The 13,954-nt window shown below is 71.4% G+C and carries 14 protein-coding genes and 2 pseudogenes; 3 read left to right on the plus strand and 13 right to left on the minus strand.

Features of this window, described 5'->3' with window-relative positions:
• Position 1 precedes the first annotated feature (1 nt).
• The 3 genes from HDC93_RS34785 to HDC93_RS34795 form a co-directional block, all read right to left on the minus strand.
• Complete coding sequence (locus tag HDC93_RS34785; protein WP_185014813.1) at positions 2–691, minus strand: TetR/AcrR family transcriptional regulator; 690 nt, start codon at positions 689–691, stop codon at positions 2–4.
• A 94-nt stretch (positions 692–785) separates the two neighbouring features.
• Positions 786–2,708, minus strand: coding sequence for a hypothetical protein (locus tag HDC93_RS34790; RefSeq protein ID WP_185014814.1), 1,923 nt, complete (start codon positions 2,706–2,708; stop codon positions 786–788).
• A 48-nt stretch (positions 2,709–2,756) separates the two neighbouring features.
• A complete protein-coding gene (locus HDC93_RS34795; protein WP_185014815.1) occupies positions 2,757–3,326 on the minus strand; it encodes a tetratricopeptide repeat protein in 570 nt (189 codons plus the stop codon).
• A gap of 111 nt (positions 3,327–3,437) precedes the next feature.
• On the opposite strand from HDC93_RS34795, the gene HDC93_RS34800 reads away from it, so the two are divergent.
• Positions 3,438–3,887: a hypothetical protein gene (locus tag HDC93_RS34800; RefSeq protein ID WP_185014816.1), complete on the plus strand. Its 450-nt coding sequence runs from the start codon at positions 3,438–3,440 to the stop codon at positions 3,885–3,887.
• A 75-nt stretch (positions 3,888–3,962) separates the two neighbouring features.
• Here the strand turns inward: HDC93_RS34800 and HDC93_RS34805 are convergent, their stop codons facing one another.
• The 8 genes and pseudogenes from HDC93_RS34805 to HDC93_RS34830 all read right to left on the minus strand — a co-directional run bounded on the left by HDC93_RS34805 (position 3,963) and on the right by HDC93_RS34830 (position 9,995).
• A complete protein-coding gene (locus tag HDC93_RS34805; RefSeq protein ID WP_185014817.1) occupies positions 3,963–5,528 on the minus strand; it encodes a DUF1996 domain-containing protein in 1,566 nt (521 codons plus the stop codon).
• 203 nt (positions 5,529–5,731) lie between these two features.
• A pseudogene (locus HDC93_RS34810) lies at positions 5,732–6,006 on the minus strand (response regulator transcription factor); the annotation flags it as partial.
• Positions 6,007–6,010: 4 nt separating this feature from the next.
• A pseudogene (locus tag HDC93_RS39005) lies at positions 6,011–6,162 on the minus strand (reductase); the annotation flags it as partial.
• Positions 6,163–6,248: 86 nt separating this feature from the next.
• Positions 6,249–6,839, minus strand: coding sequence for a winged helix-turn-helix domain-containing protein (locus HDC93_RS34815; protein ID WP_185014818.1), 591 nt, complete (start codon positions 6,837–6,839; stop codon positions 6,249–6,251).
• A gap of 283 nt (positions 6,840–7,122) precedes the next feature.
• Positions 7,123–7,245 carry a hypothetical protein gene (locus HDC93_RS39010; RefSeq protein ID WP_260419936.1) on the minus strand — a complete coding sequence of 41 codons (123 nt, stop codon included), beginning with the start codon at positions 7,243–7,245 and terminating at the stop codon, positions 7,123–7,125.
• Between the two features lie 169 nt (positions 7,246–7,414).
• Positions 7,415–8,446 carry a glutamine synthetase gene (gene glnII / locus HDC93_RS34820; protein WP_185014819.1) on the minus strand — a complete coding sequence of 344 codons (1,032 nt, stop codon included), beginning with the start codon at positions 8,444–8,446 and terminating at the stop codon, positions 7,415–7,417.
• Positions 8,447–8,801: 355 nt separating this feature from the next.
• Positions 8,802–9,488 (minus strand): hypothetical protein, encoded by a 687-nt coding sequence (locus tag HDC93_RS34825; RefSeq protein WP_185014820.1) that lies wholly within the window; start codon positions 9,486–9,488, stop codon positions 8,802–8,804.
• 147 nt (positions 9,489–9,635) lie between these two features.
• Positions 9,636–9,995 (minus strand): arsenate reductase family protein, encoded by a 360-nt coding sequence (locus HDC93_RS34830; protein WP_185014821.1) that lies wholly within the window; start codon positions 9,993–9,995, stop codon positions 9,636–9,638.
• A gap of 228 nt (positions 9,996–10,223) precedes the next feature.
• On the opposite strand from HDC93_RS34830, the gene HDC93_RS34835 reads away from it, so the two are divergent.
• Positions 10,224–10,538 carry a hypothetical protein gene (locus HDC93_RS34835; protein ID WP_185014822.1) on the plus strand — a complete coding sequence of 105 codons (315 nt, stop codon included), beginning with the start codon at positions 10,224–10,226 and terminating at the stop codon, positions 10,536–10,538.
• Between the two features lie 55 nt (positions 10,539–10,593).
• Here HDC93_RS34835 and HDC93_RS34840 read toward each other — a convergent pair whose 3' ends face one another.
• On the minus strand, positions 10,594–11,649 hold the full coding sequence (locus tag HDC93_RS34840) for an aldo/keto reductase (RefSeq protein WP_185014823.1): 1,056 nt from the start codon (positions 11,647–11,649) through the stop codon (positions 10,594–10,596).
• A 102-nt stretch (positions 11,650–11,751) separates the two neighbouring features.
• Here HDC93_RS34840 and HDC93_RS34845 point away from each other — a divergent pair, with 102 nt between their 5' ends.
• Entirely contained in the window at positions 11,752–12,378 is a 627-nt protein-coding gene (locus HDC93_RS34845; RefSeq protein ID WP_185014824.1) for a TetR/AcrR family transcriptional regulator, read from the plus strand.
• 162 nt (positions 12,379–12,540) lie between these two features.
• Here HDC93_RS34845 and HDC93_RS34850 read toward each other — a convergent pair whose 3' ends face one another.
• Complete coding sequence (locus HDC93_RS34850) at positions 12,541–13,728, minus strand: winged helix DNA-binding domain-containing protein (RefSeq protein WP_185014825.1); 1,188 nt, start codon at positions 13,726–13,728, stop codon at positions 12,541–12,543.
• Positions 13,729–13,954 lie beyond the last annotated feature (226 nt).

Raw genomic sequence — 13,954 nt, forward strand, 5'->3', positions numbered from 1 at the left:
ATCAGCTCGCCAGGGCGATGAGCCGGCCGGTCAGGAGCGCGAACGGGCCGTCGGCCGGCTCGTCCTTGACGATGCCGCGCAGCAGCGTGGCCATCTCCTCGTCGTAGGCGGCACTGACCGCGGCGAGGGCGGCGAAGTCGTTGACGAGCTGGGGCTCCAGCTCCTCGCGCGGGATGCGCCGGCCGTCCAGCCAGATCAGCGCCGTCGACTCGGCGAGGGAGATCCAGGAACGGACGACCAGTTCGAGGCGCGCGGGCGGATCGGTGACGCCCAGGTGCGAAAGGATCTGGACATACGCGGCCTGCCGTACGGAGTCGACGAGCGCGTTGGTCGTGGAGGAGCCGACAGCCGGGCCGCCGCGCATGAGGGCGGAGAAACCGGGCCCGTGCTCGTCCACGAAGTCGAAGTAGCGGCGCATCACGCGCAGCAGCCGCGCCCCCAGGGGACCCTCGTGCGGCTCCACGAAACGGGCCGCGAGGTCGTCCGAGGCCCGCTGCAACGCGGCCTCGTACAGGCTGAGTTTGCCGGGAAAGTAGTGGTAGACCAACGGGCGTGAAATGCCCGCGGCCGACGCTATCTCGTCGATGGAGACCTCGTCGGGCGAGCGGCGGCTGAACAGTTCGAGGGCGACGCCGATCAACTGCTGCCGCCGCTCCTCGACTCCCATTCTGCGGCGAACCCCGGTAGTCATACGAACACCTTACCGATCGATTCCGGCCTCGAACGGCCCGGATCGATCGCGGGGTTCCGCCGGCCTCACCGGACGGGCCGGGAAACCGCCTTCGTCAGCGCAGCCCGCCGAGCGAACGACCGTCCTTCAGGGTTCCCTTGAGCTGAGCCTGAGCCCCCTGCTCGGCCGGCACGGTCAGCAGACTGTTCGGGGCCGACCCGTTCACTCCGCCCGTCGCCCGGATCGACGCGGTCTCCCGGCTGCCCGCGGCCAGCAGGTACCAGTCACCGGCCTTCGCCTTCCACAGCACCCCGGCCAGCACATGCGGGTCCCGCGGCCCGCACGCCGGGACGTTCTCGGCCTGCGCCGCAGCCGCTCCGTGCGCCCCGCCCGGCGTGTGGAACTGTGCCAGCACCCGCGCCCCGCCGCCCCGCCAGGTCTCGGCCCGGGTGCACACCCACGCCGCCGAGCCGCTCGCGTCGGGCAGCGGCTGCTCGTTGAACGCCCAGGCGTTGACGCTGCGCACCCCCGCCGAGCGCACCGTGCCCAGCGAGCAGGCGAACGGCTGCCAGGTGTGCAGCGCCGCGGCCCCGGACACCTCACGCGGGGAGCCCGGCCGCCCGGCGGTGAGCCGGGCCGGGACCAGTTCGCCGAGGTCGGTCAGCAGCCGGGTCGTGGTGCCGTCGGTCACCTGCAGCACGTTCCACGAGGAGCAGGGGCCGGACCGCAGCGCCGGGCTGGCCAGCGGTGCGGTCACTCCGTCGGTGAGCGCGAGGTCCATCGCGCCGGAGCCCGGCTTCATCAGGTCCCGCTCGCCGGCCTTGCGCACCCAAGGGGCCGTCAGATAGCGGACGTTGCCGTCGGACCGGCCCAGGATCACCGCGCCCGCCTCGGCCCGGCCGGCCCCGTCGACCCGGGCGAAGTCGAGGGCGGCGCCCTGGGTGCCGTCCTTCGGCTCGGCGTACCGGGCGATGCGCAGACCGTCGTAGAGGATCACCACGCGCGCCGCGTCGACCGTCCCCGCGTACAGCAGCTGGGGCGGTCCGGCCGGGCCGCCGGACAGGGTGCCGGGGGTCACCGACACCTGGACCGTCTCGCCGGGGCGGGCCCACACGGCCAGGGCGCGGCGCAGCAGGGCCTTGTCGCCGGTCAGGTCGCCGCGGGCCGGCCACACGGAGAAGTCGGTGCGCGCCGAGCTGCGCCAGGCGGACGGGGGCATCCGGGTCAGCTTCGAGGGGTCCAGGGCGGCCTGCGCGGCCGGATTGCGCGCGTACGGGGGTGCCGCGGCGCCCTCGGGGCCCCAGCCCTCACCGGGCAGGCCGAGCAGCGCCCCGCACGCCAGCAGTGCGGCACCGGCGGCCAGGGCGGCCTTCAGGTGCTGGCGGCGGCGCATCAGGTCGGTGGGGCGGGCCTGGAGCGAGCAGGGGTCGAACTCGGGGGAGCCGAGCAGCCCGTACTGGGCGGGGATCCCGTCGGCCTCCAGGACGGCGCCCTCCGGGTCGGCGACGCCCGCCGCCGCGAGGACCTTGCACACCCCCTCGTCCGTGAGCCGCTCCAGGCCGCGCATCGCGTAGGCGGCCCGGGCCGGGCCCGACAGGGTGGACAGCCGCTGGTCCAGGGAGAGTTCGTCGGCACCGCCGGAGCGCGGGAACAGCTTCAGACCCCACACGTGCGGCAGCAGCGGCGGCAGCTGGGACCTCTTGGGCCATGCCTTCGCCTTCAGCGGCAGCCCCGCCTCCAGTGCCGTGCGCAGCACCTGGAGACGGACCAGGGCGTACCCCGGGTCGCCGTCCCGGCCGGTGGACTGCGCCGGGATCACCGGGGCCGGGGTGCGGGTGCGGGGGAGGGCCCGCTGGGTGAGGGCGTGCGCGGTCAGGACGCGGCGGCTGCGGCCCAGCCCGGGTGGCAGCACCAGATAGGCCAGCCGGACGAGCCGCGGGTAGTGCTCGACGAGCGCGGCCTCGGCCTGCTCGACGTCGACGACCGGGCCGGCCGGGGAGGGGGGTGCGGGGCGCTGGGCGACATCCTGTGACTGCACGTTCAGCAGAACGAGCGAATCGTTGGATGGTCACCTGGCCGCGCGGCGTCACGCGCCCGGGTGCTCCACGAGCAGCCGGGCGTAGTTCGCCATGGACCGCTGGTAGCGCGGCAGATGCGGGGCCAGGGCGCCCAGGGCCAGCGCCAGGGCCTCCCGGTCGCGACCGAGGCTCGACAGACACAGGGCGAGACAGGCGCGCACGGGGTCGTCCAGCTCGTCGGACGGCGCGAGAAGCTCGGGCGTCAGCAGCGCGACGCCCTCCTCGGCCCGGCCGGTGTTCCGCAGGGAGCTGGCCAGCTGGATCTTCGTCCGGCGGGCCTTGTAGGGGCCGGCGTCGGCGAGGCCCTTCTCCAGCGCCTCCCGGTACAGGGGGACCGCCTTGTCGGAGTGGCCCGTGGAGTCCCAGGCGCAGGCCTGCTCGAACGCGCCGTGCGGACTGCCCTCGGGCAGCTCGGCGACCAGGGCGTCGACGTCGGCGCGGAAGCGGGCCTCGTCCTCCTCCGTCTCGGCGTAGTCGTCGAAACGGTCCCAGAGGGCGGTCACACGATCTTCCCAGTCCTGATCCACCGGACCACCCTCGCACAGGAGTGCACACCGGGGCAGCGGGATTTTGAGCATGGGGGGCTCCGCAGCCGTATCGAAGGCGAGAGCCTCTTGCCGGGGCTCCGTGCGGCATGCGTCCGGATCGTGCCGTGACAAGGACCGTGCCGACCAGGACCGGAGGAACAGATGAGGGTGACCCGACCGATGCTCGCGCTGAGCGGCGCGGTGGCGATACTGGCGCTGACCGGCTGCGGCGGATCCGGCGGCAAGGACGAGGCGGCCGTTGTGAAGGAGGTGAGCGGCAGCCTGGAGCACATCGCGGCGGTGGCCGACTGCAAGCCGAACATGCAGACCGACGCGGACACCATCCGCCAGGCCCTGTGCAAGAAGGGCAAGGAGAAGTACGTCCTCGCCACCTTCGCCACGGACCGGGGTCAGCGCGAGTGGATCAACACCGCCAAGGATTACGGCGGTTTCTACCTGGTCGGCCGCAAATGGGTGGCCGTCGGCCACGAGGATGTGGTGCAGGCGCTGCGTGGCACGCTGGGCGGCAGCGTGGAGGTGGGCACGGATCACTCCGGGCACTCCTCGGGCGGGGGCGGTGGGTCGTCGCACTCCGGTCACGGCGACGGCTGACTGGGTCGTTTCGCGCACGGACACAGAAAAGCCGGCGGTGGGTGAGATCCCACCGCCGGCTTTCTCAGCTGACCGCTACTCGCAGTTCTGGCCGCTGTTGATGCACTGAACCACCTTGTTCATCAGGTCCTCGTCCATGACGTTGATGAAGTCGTTGTGGTCGGTGATCGGCTTGTGCAGCTGCTCCGGGAACCCGTCCACCGCGTACGGGGCCTTGACCTGACCGTTCTCGATGGTCGGGGCGGGCACGTCATATACGAGGCGGACCTGAAGCTGCGGGATCGCCTTGAAGCCGTTCGCGCAGCTGCCGTCCTGCTGGACGAAGGCGACGTGGTCACGGTGGTTGGCGCTGTCGATGTTCTGTCCGTCCCAGCAGCTCTGGAAGTTGGACGTCCGCACCACCTGACTGCCCTCGGGGCAGATCACGTATTTGTCCGTCACCTGCCGGTCCTCGAATCCGGTGCAGCTGAACGAGGTGTTGGCGTTCTTGAGGCCGTTGGTGAACGCCTTGGCGTCACCGGTGATGATGCGCAGGAACTTCGGCATCGCGACGACGTCGCCCTGCTTGTTGCCGACGAACTTCATGTCGGCCTCGCTGGCCTTGAGGATCTTGCCGACGTTGCCCTCGCCGCCACCGCCGAGGTCACCAGCGTCGAACTCCTGGGTGCCGTCCTGCAGACGCAGCACCGGCCAGTAGTAGGTGGACTTGTCCGCCTGGTTCTGGCACGAGGTCCCGGCGTTGGCCAGATCCTGGTCGCTGGAGAAGGCGTCGTTGTTCTGGTTGCCGACATAGTCGTGCGTGTGGTGCGCGCCGTTGTCGACACCCGGTGCGACGATCAGGTTGTCGGAGTTGAAGAGGTTGTTCTCATTCACCCCGCACTTGGCGGTGAAGGTGCCGGTGGAACCGGAGTCGCCGTTGGCGGCAAGACCGTTCGGGAAGTTGCGGGAGTTCGGCTGGACGTCGTTGATGTTGACGAAGTCGTCCGCGAACGGGCCCGCGGCTCCGTTGCCGTTGTCGCCGGCCTGGCCGCCACCCTGGTCCTGGCCGCCGTTGTCCTGGCCCTGGTCCTGGCCGCCGTTGTTGTTCTGACCGCCGTCGTTGTTCTGGCCGCCGTCGTTGTTCTGGCCGTCGTTGTTCTGACCACCGCCGGCCTGGCCGTCGTTGGTGTTGGCGTCGGCGGCCATGCCCTGGCACGAGGCCAGCTGCTCGAGGTTGGCCGGGGCTTTGCCGCCGACCCGGCGGATGTTGATGCCGATCCGGTCGATGACCGCGGTCCGCTTCGACTTCAGCGGGCCGAGGATGGCGTTGTCGACGAAGCCCGCGTCACCGGCCTGGGCCTGACGGGTGGAGGCGAGCCGGGTGTAGGCCTCGCTGATCTGCTTGTCGAGGTTGGCCAGCTCCTTGTCCACCCCCTGGCGAGCGCCGTCCGGCACATCGGTCAGCTTCTGTCCGACGTCCGGGCACTGGATCGTGGCGATCTGCGCGCCCGCGGACTTCGTCTGGTTCGCCGAGTTCTCCTCGTGCGCCGAGGCGTAGAAGTTTGCCCAGATCAGCCCGCCCCCACCGAGCGCTAGGGCCGCCGATGCGGCAATGGCCTTGGTGGCCAGCGGCGTACGGCGTTTTCTTGTGTTGCGTCCCATGGAACTCCTCTGACTTCCTTTTTCGGGGGCATCGAGGCGCCCGACAGGAGTGAAGCGGCTCCCTTCCATACGGAGGTGGTCCCACAGGTGTTCAGATGTCTCGGAAATTGATGCGAGATTCGTGAGGGTCGTGTGTCCTCAACAGCCCCTTTGCCACCGGGAGTTGTTGACCCTCCACGGTGGGTGAAAGGGCTCGTCCGGCTTTACCGGCCGGGGTCGAGACAGGCGAGAACCGCCAGCACGCGGCGGTTGTCGTCGTCCGGGACCTCGAGCCCCCGTTTCCCCGAAGATGTTGGCGGTGTGCTTGGCGATCGCCCGTTCCGTCACGACCAGCTTCCCCGCGCGCCGCGTCGGAGCGGCCCTGCGCCATCAGCTCCAGCACGTCCCGCTCCCGGGGCGTCAGCTGCGCCAGCGGCCGGTCGTCGCCCGAACGGCGGGCCGGAAGCTGCTGGATGACCTGCGGGTCCATCGCCGTGCCAGCCGGGAGCGGTGCGGTCGCCGAGCAACGACCGCACACCCGGCGGCGCGTCGTGCCGCCCCCGGTGGAAGACGGCCACATCCCAGCCGCGCCCCAGCGCCGCCTCCACGACGGCCCGTCCCACGAACTCCGTACCCCCAGCATCAGAAGCCTCATGCCGGTGACTCTGCCCGGTCGGGGGGGAGAGGAGGGAACGGGGATCTGCTGTCAGCAGACGCGACGGGGCGAGCCGGGCGGGGGCCTCACCTGACCGTCGGGGGCACGTACTTGTAGCCCACGCGGCGCACGGTGCGGATCGAGTCGCGGTGCTCGGCGCCGAGCTTGCGGCGCAGGCGGGCGATGTGGACGTCGACCGTGCGGCCGTCGCCCACGTGCCCGTAGCCCCACACCGTGCCGACCAGCTGGTCGCGGGTGTGCACCCGGTTCGGGTGCGCCACCAGGTGCGCCAGCAGCTCGAACTCCAGGTAGGTGAGGTCGAGCGGCTGCCCGGCCACCCGGGCGGTGCGCTGCACGGTGTCGACGCGGATCAGCGGCTCGCCCCCCGGCTCGGCATCGAGGCCCGGGCCGGCGGACTGCGGCAGTTCGGGCACCACCACCGGGAAGGGCGGCTGCTGGTCGGCCGGGACGAGCACCAGGTAGCCGACCATCGGCGGCTGCCCCGGCAGGGTGGGCAGGGTGTGCTGCGGAGCCGGCAGCCAGGTGGCGCCCGGCGGCAGCAGGTCCGCGACCGTCATCACCTCGTCCCGGTCGACGGCACGCAACCGGTGCCGGGGGCCGTGGGGCGCGGGGGCGGTGAGGGGGGCGGCGGTGGACAGGGAACGAGTGGTCGCCATGAGAGGTCAGCTCTTTTCGCGCGAGGAGTTCGTCGGGAGGTCGACGGCCGCGATTCGTGGTCGGGCTCGCCGAGGGACGTACGCGGTTCGCGCTGGCCGAAGGCCGGGGTGTTCGGCTTTAGGGGTCCTTTCACTATGCCCGTCCGGGTCGCGTGGTCTGGCACCGCACCTCGCCGCGTTGCCGAAAAGCCCTAGTAGCTCCGCTACGAGGGCTTCCCGGCGCCTTGCGACGCACGGCACCAGACCACGCGCCCTGATCGGACGCTCATAGTGAAAGGACCCCTTAGAGGGCCTGCGCGTTCATCGCGCGGCAACACACCCGGTCGAAGTCGTGGTCCTGGCGGGACGGCCAGAAGGGCTCGAGGTCATGACGACCCGTCGCGGTGTTCTTCTGGTAGCCGGCCATGTGCCCATTGAAGCAGAGCCGGTGCTCCGCCGGGAGTCTCCTCTCACTGCTTGGACATGCGCCGCACGGCCGCTCGCCCCGCGCCCACGATGGCACGCCCCACTGACAACGCGAGGGGGCGCCCACCGCGAACGGTGAGTGCCCCCTCGGGAGCCGGGCGGTGCGCCGGTCAGACCTGGCCGGCCTTCTCCAGCGCCGAGCAGCAGGTGTCGACGAGCAGGCGGGTCACCACGTACGGGTCGACGTTGGCGTTCGGGCGGCGGTCCTCGATGTAGCCCTTGCCGTCCTTCTCGACCTGCCAGGGGATGCGGACCGAGGCGCCGCGGTTGGAGACGCCGTAGGAGTACTCGTTCCACGGGGCGGTCTCGTGCAGACCGGTCAGGCGGTCGTCGATGCCGGCGCCGTAGTTCTTGACGTGGTCGAGCGGCTTGGAGCCCTCGCCGAGCGACTCGCAGGCGGTGATGATCGCGTCGTAGCCCTCGCGCATCGCCTTGGTGGAGAAGTTCGTGTGCGCACCGGCGCCGTTCCAGTCGCCCTTGACCGGCTTGGGGTCGAGGGTGGCGGCGACGTCGAAGTCCTCGGCGGTGCGGTAGAGCAGCCAGCGGGCCACCCACAGGTGGTCGGAGACCTCCAGCGGGGAGACCGGACCGACCTGGAACTCCCACTGGCCGGGCATGACCTCGGCGTTGATGCCGGAGATGGCGAGACCGGCCTTCAGGCAGTTGTCCAGGTGCGCCTCGACGACGTCACGGCCGAAGATCTCGTCCGCGCCGACACCGCAGTAGTAGCCGCCCTGGGGAGCCGGGAAGCCGCCCTTGGGGAAGCCGAGCGGGTAGCCGTCCTGGAAGAACGTGTACTCCTGCTCGATGCCGAAGATCGGCTCCTGCGCCGCGAACTTCTCCTCCACCTCGGCCAGCGCCGCACGGGTGTTGCTGGCGTGCGGGGTGAGGTCGATGTTCAGGACCTCGCACAGCACCAGGATGTCGTCGCCGCCGCGGATCGGGTCCGGGCAGGTGAAGACCGGCTTGAGGACGCAGTCCGAGGAGTGCCCCTCGGCCTGGTTGGTGGAAGACCCGTCGAAGCCCCAGATCGGCAGCGCGTCGAGACCGGCGGGCGCACCCGGGATGATCTTGGTCTTGGAGCGCAGTTTGGCCGTCGGCTCGGTGCCGTCGATCCAGATGTACTCAGCCTTGAAGGTCACGGGGCCACATCCTTCGGGGGTGTGTCTGGGCGCGTGTCGCGGGTGCTGCGGCGCTGCGGCACCGAGGCGCCGCGTCAACTGCCCGGCAGCCTGTCAACAGGCGATTTCCCGGCCATTGCTCGAATGTGAACCCCGTGTTACCTGGTGACGCTGTGCCGCACTGCACGCCGGAGAGCTTCTTCGTCGTGCGGCGCCGGTCACCGGCTCCCCTCCGTCAAAGCCGGTCACCGGTGCCGCGCGGCCCGGACGCTACGGTCCTGCCGCCCCTGGCCGGGGGCGGCAGGACCGGTGACACGTACGAGGGGGCGGCCGAGGGGGTGGCCGCCACCTCATCCGTTCATTCGGTCGTAACGCCTCACCCCACCTTCTCGATCAGGGCCCGGCGGATCAGGAACTTGCCGGGCTCACGGACCTGTTCGAAGGCCGCGTTGTTGAGCAGCGCACAGCTGCCGGAGACCGAAGTGACCTCCACCGTCGTGGACTTGTTGTTGTCCAGGTTGGTGACCTTCAGCTTCGTGCCGGCCGGGAACTGGTTGCTGGACGCGGCGGGCGCACCGCCCTCACCGGAGAGCGTGACCGTGGAGCCGTTGCACACCTGCTGCCCGGAGGCAGCGGCACCGCCGCCGTCTTCCGCGGGGGCGGACGCGGCGGGCTGCGACGGCTGGGCCGACGCCGCGGGTGGCTGCGCCGACTGGGCGGGCTGCGAGGGCTGCGCGGTCTGGGAGTCCTGAGCCGACTCCCCGACGGCGCACCCCGACGCCTCCTGCTTCCGCTGGATCTCCGCGACGACCGCCTCGCGGTTGGCGATCCGCGCCTCGGACTGCGCGTCCGGGTTGGCCCGCTGGTCCGCGATGAACTTCTGGTTGTTGCCGAGGGCGGTGGCGAGACCCAGGCAGACCGTCGACTCCGACGCCGACTTGGGGGCCGGCGGCGACGCGTTCGATGTGCTCGCCATGACGAAGGCCCCGCCTCCCGCCACCGTCACCGCGCTCAGCAGCAGCGCGATCTTCTTCTTCGTGCCGAGAGTTCTCCTGCGCGACATGCGCGCCTCCTGAAGAGGTAGGGGAGCGTACGCCGCTATGTACGAGATACCGAACGAGGTTACTCAGCGGTCACAGGAGTCACTCAAGTGACCTGCGTCACAGGCCGGTTGGGGGCTGGTCGACGCGCCGGCGGGGCGGCGTCATGGTCAGCGCGACAGGGCGACCCGCACGGCCTCGTCGGTACGGCCGACCACCGCCGTGCCGTCGTCGGCGGTGATGATCGGGCGCTGGATCAGTTTCGGATGCCCGGCGAGCGCGGTGATCCAGCGCTCGCGCGAACCGGCGTCCCGCGGCCACTCCTTGAGTCCGAGCTCCTTGGCCTCGGCCTCCTGGGTGCGGGTGATGTCCCAGGGCTCGAGACGAAGGCGCTCGAGCACCTCCCGGATCTCGTCCTCGCTCGGCACGTCCTCCAGGTAGCGGCGGACGGTGTAGTCGGCGCCCTCGGCATCGAGCAGCGTCAGGGCGCTGCGGCACTTCGAGCACGCGGGGTTGATCCAGATCTCCATGTGCCCACGGTACGCGCCGCCCTGCTTGTTCGATTTTCCGACGCCCCACGGGCACCTTGCCGACCTGCCGTGACAAGCCACCAAATCCCTTGCTCACCTGGGCGTTTGCCGGTCCTTGCGGACTCCCGGTTGTCAGTGCCGGGCGGTAAACTGTAAGCAGTGTTCGAGGGTGGAGCCGGGGATGCCGACGTCTTCGGTGAGCCGCCCGCCCGCGACAGGAGGATGCCTGTGCCCGCTGCCGCCCTGAAGTCGAAGCCGTTGCCCACCCAGTCCACCGCGAAGCGTCCCGTTCTGCTCGACCTGCCCTATGTGCCCGTTCAGAAGCGGCCGCTGCCGCCGGGCCGGCCGCGCCAGTGGTACGTGACGCACAACCGCCGCCTCAAGGCGATGCGCCTCGCCATCGCCCTGCTCGACTCGGGCGTCTACATGCCGAACCAGGCCCGCGACGAGACGATCCGCGACACGGCCGAAATGATCGGCGTGCACCCGCCGTCGGACACGACGTGCCACATGGTGCGGGCCTTCATGCGGTACGCGCGCTGACCCTGCTCCGCTCCGAGCGCCGGGTGCCCCGAACCGCGGGGTGCCCGGCGCTCGCTCATGCCGCCCGGCCGGATGCCGTGAGCACCGGCGGGTTGAGGCGGGCGAAGCCCTCCTGGCGCTCGTAGGGGAAGTAGGGGTACGGCGCCGGGCGGTGACTCGCCGCGTCGAGCTTCGCCACCTGCTCGGGGGTGAGGCTCCAGCCGACGGCGCCGAGGTTCTGGCGCAGCTGCCGCTCGTCCCGGGCGCCGATGAGGACGGAGGACACGGTCGGCCGCTGGAGCAGCCAGTTCAGGGCGATCTGCGGCACCGCCTTGCCCGTCTCCTCCGCGATCTCGTCCAGTGCGTCGACGACGTCGTAGAGGTGCTCGTCGGAGACGGGTGGGCCGTAGTCGGCGGTGCGGTGCAGCCGGCTGTCGGGCGGGAGCGGTGTGCCGCGGCGGACCTTGCCGGTCAGGCGCCCCCAGCCGAGCGGGCTCCAGACGATCGCGCCGAGGCCCTGGTCGAGGGCGAGCGGCATCAGCTCCCACTCGTAGTCGCGGCCGATCAGGGAGTAGTACACCTGGTGGGCCACATAGCGCGGACGGCCGTGCCGCTCGGCGGCGGCGAGGGACTTCATCACCTGCCAGCCGGAGAAGTTGGAGACGCCGGTGTAGCGGACCTTGCCCGCCTGGACCAGCGAGTCGAGCGCGGCCAGCACCTCCTCGACCGGCGTCCCGGCGTCGAAGGCGTGCAGCTGGAAGAGGTCGAGGTGATCCGTGCCGAGCCGGCGCAGGGCGTCCTCGCAGGCGCGCATCAGCCGGGAGCGGGAGGAGCCCGCGTCGCCCGGTCCGTCACCCATCGGCAGACTCGTCTTGGTGGAGAGGATCACCTGGTCGCGGCGGCCCCTGACCGCCTGGCCGAGCACCTCCTCGGAGGCGCCGGCGGAGTAGACGTCGGCGGTGTCGAACATCGTGATGCCGGCGTCCAGGCAGATGTCCACCAAGCGGCGTGCCTCCTGCGCGTCGGTGGTGCCCCAGGCGCCGAAGAGCGGACCCCGCCCGCCGAAGGTGCCGGCTCCGAAGCTCAACGCGGGGACCATGAGTCCGGACGCGCCCAATCGCCTGTATTCCATTGCGGACCCCTCTCGACGGCGACCCTTGTTAACGGGTCTTTGGTTCCGTTAGTGGTCACTAAAGTAGCAGGGTGAGGTTGCTAATGGAACAGGAGTGCCGTTATGGCTGACGGGGGCGAACCGGGGACCGTACGGCCCGGGGGGCGCACGGCGCGAGTGCGGGAGGCGGTGCTGCGCGCGGCCGAGGACGCCCTGACCGAGCAGGGCTTCAGCGGCCTGGACCTGGCCGACGTCGCCCGCCGCGCCGAGGTGGGCAAGACGACCGTCTACCGCCGCTGGGGAACGGTGGCCGCGCTGGTGGCCGACCTCCTCCAGGACATGGCCGAGCAGTCCGCGCCGCGCACCGAGACCGGCTCGCTGCTCGGAGACCTGACGGCCAACGCCCTCCTCGTCCAGCGCACGCTCACGGACCCTCGGCAGGGACCGCTGTTCAAGGCCCTGATCGCCGCCGCGACCGGCGACGCGAGAACGGCCGCCGCGCTGCACCGCTTCTACGACATCCGCGTACGGGAATGGGCCCCCTGCGTCCGGCAGGCCGTCGACCGGGGTGAGGTGCCCCGGGGCACCGACGCCCACGAGGTGGTGCGCGCGGTCTCCGCCCCGCTCTACTACCACCTGCTGATCAGCGGGGACCGGCTCGACGAGACCACGGCCGCCCGCTCCGCCGAGGCCGCCGTGACGGCGGCGCGGGCGGGGGTGTACGTCACGGACCGGGGGAGGAAGGGCTAGCTGGGAGTGTCCTGAAGATCTTGGAATTCCGCCCGGCATGCACCGGTTCGTGGCGATTGGTATTCACAATTGACATTTACCGACAATCCGGGGTGATCCCGGCGGCCGGAGCAAGATCTTCATCGGTCTTCTAGGGGGCGTTTCCGTCGGAGCCCCTGCTCCTCAGCCCGCCGCCAGTTCCTTCTCAAGCGGTGTCCGGAAGCGCGGGGTGATTCTCGTCGTGCCGAGCCATCCGGTGAGCCGCTCCGCCTCCGAGCCGATCGCCGCGCGGGCCTCCCGGCCGACGCCCTCCTCGTCGAGGATCCGCCAAGTGATCTCCCCGTCGGGCCGCTGGGCCCAGCCGCCGATCACCCGTCCGTTCCACCACACCGTCGGCCCGACGTTGCCGCTGCCGTCGAACAACCCGGGCCGCAGCTCGGGGGCGAGGTACCAGTCGCGCTGCTGCCAGCCCATCGCCGTCGGGTCGAGGGCGGGCAGCAGGGCGGCCCAGGGCTCGTCGGGCGAGGGCACCGGGTCCGCGTCGCCCTCGGCCACATACCCCGTGCCCTCGTCCAGCGACACCGGCTCCGCCCCGATCGCGGCCAGGGCCCTGCGGACCTCCGTCACGCGCCACCCCGTCCACCACTTCAGGTCGGCCTCCGTCGCCGGACCGCACGCGCCGAGCCACCGTCTCAGCAGCTCCGCCTGCGCCCCCGCCGTGTCCAGCTCGGCATGCTCGGGCGCCACGGCCCAGCGGAACCGGCTGGACGTCCAGGAGCCGAGCGGCCGGCCGCGCACGACCTTCCCCTCGACGCCCAGCACCCTCAGCAGCCGGGTCGAGACCGTGTGCGTCCCCTCGTAGCTCTTCCCGGCCGCGTACACGAACTGCTCCCGCAACCGCGGCTCGTCCTGGGCGAGTTCGGCCGCGGTCGCCTGCCCGCGCCGGGCGAGCGCCGCCAGCGTCGACGCCTCGACCTCCTTCAGCCACGCCGCGTCCGGCGCACCCGCCGTCGCCATGTGCTTGAGCAGCGAGGACCTCTCCCGGGCGGCGACGGCCAGCCCCGTCGAGGCGTGCACGACGGCGGTCAGCCCGGTGGGGAACACGAACACCGTGTGCCGCATGCCGTGCATCCGCACCAGGGAATGGTCCTCGTACAGGGCCCGCCCCGTCTCCTCGACGGTCCCGGCGGGGTCGCCGAGCCGGGCACCCACCGCCAGATACACCGTCGCCGGGTCCGTGCCGTGCAGCGCGACCAGCGCACCGGCGACCTCCTCGGGCGTCCCCGCCCGAGCCTGCCCCGCGAGCCGCTGGCGCAGCGCGAGCCGGGCACGCCGCTCCGCCACGCCGATGTACCGCGCTCCGCCGCCCATGCCCGGCCTCCACTCGCCGCGTCATCCGACCCTCCTGGCATCGTCGCCGACGCCACTGACAGTCGCCCCTGACCGGCCTGCCGTCTCAGCCGTACCGGCCTGCCGCCTCAGCCGTACCGGCCTGCCGCCTCAGCCGTACCGGCCTGCCGCCTCAGCCGTACCGGCCTGCCGCCTCAGCCGTACCGGCCTGCCGCCTCAGCCGTACCGGCCTGCCGTCTCAGCCGTA

The organism is Streptomyces sp. AK010 (genome assembly GCF_014207295.1).
In the GTDB taxonomy this organism is placed as follows: domain Bacteria; phylum Actinomycetota; class Actinomycetes; order Streptomycetales; family Streptomycetaceae; genus Streptomyces; species Streptomyces massasporeus.

Coding starts and splice junctions, on each gene's coding strand:
- HDC93_RS34795 (WP_185014815.1), bottom strand. CDS start 3,326: ATGCTCAAAATCCCGCTGCCCCGGTGTGCACTCCTGTGCGAGGGTGGT.
- HDC93_RS34830 (WP_185014821.1), bottom strand. CDS start 9,995: ATGGAGATCTGGATCAACCCCGCGTGCTCGAAGTGCCGCAGCGCCCTG.
- HDC93_RS34785 (WP_185014813.1), bottom strand. CDS start 691: ATGACTACCGGGGTTCGCCGCAGAATGGGAGTCGAGGAGCGGCGGCAG.
- HDC93_RS34805 (WP_185014817.1), bottom strand. CDS start 5,528: ATGGGACGCAACACAAGAAAACGCCGTACGCCGCTGGCCACCAAGGCC.
- HDC93_RS34850 (WP_185014825.1), bottom strand. CDS start 13,728: ATGGGCGGCGGAGCGCGGTACATCGGCGTGGCGGAGCGGCGTGCCCGG.
- HDC93_RS34800 (WP_185014816.1), top strand. CDS start 3,438: ATGAGGGTGACCCGACCGATGCTCGCGCTGAGCGGCGCGGTGGCGATA.
- HDC93_RS39010 (WP_260419936.1), bottom strand. CDS start 7,245: ATGGCCGGCTACCAGAAGAACACCGCGACGGGTCGTCATGACCTCGAG.
- HDC93_RS34845 (WP_185014824.1), top strand. CDS start 11,752: ATGGCTGACGGGGGCGAACCGGGGACCGTACGGCCCGGGGGGCGCACG.
- HDC93_RS34815 (WP_185014818.1), bottom strand. CDS start 6,839: ATGGCGACCACTCGTTCCCTGTCCACCGCCGCCCCCCTCACCGCCCCC.
- HDC93_RS34840 (WP_185014823.1), bottom strand. CDS start 11,649: ATGGAATACAGGCGATTGGGCGCGTCCGGACTCATGGTCCCCGCGTTG.
- HDC93_RS34825 (WP_185014820.1), bottom strand. CDS start 9,488: ATGTCGCGCAGGAGAACTCTCGGCACGAAGAAGAAGATCGCGCTGCTG.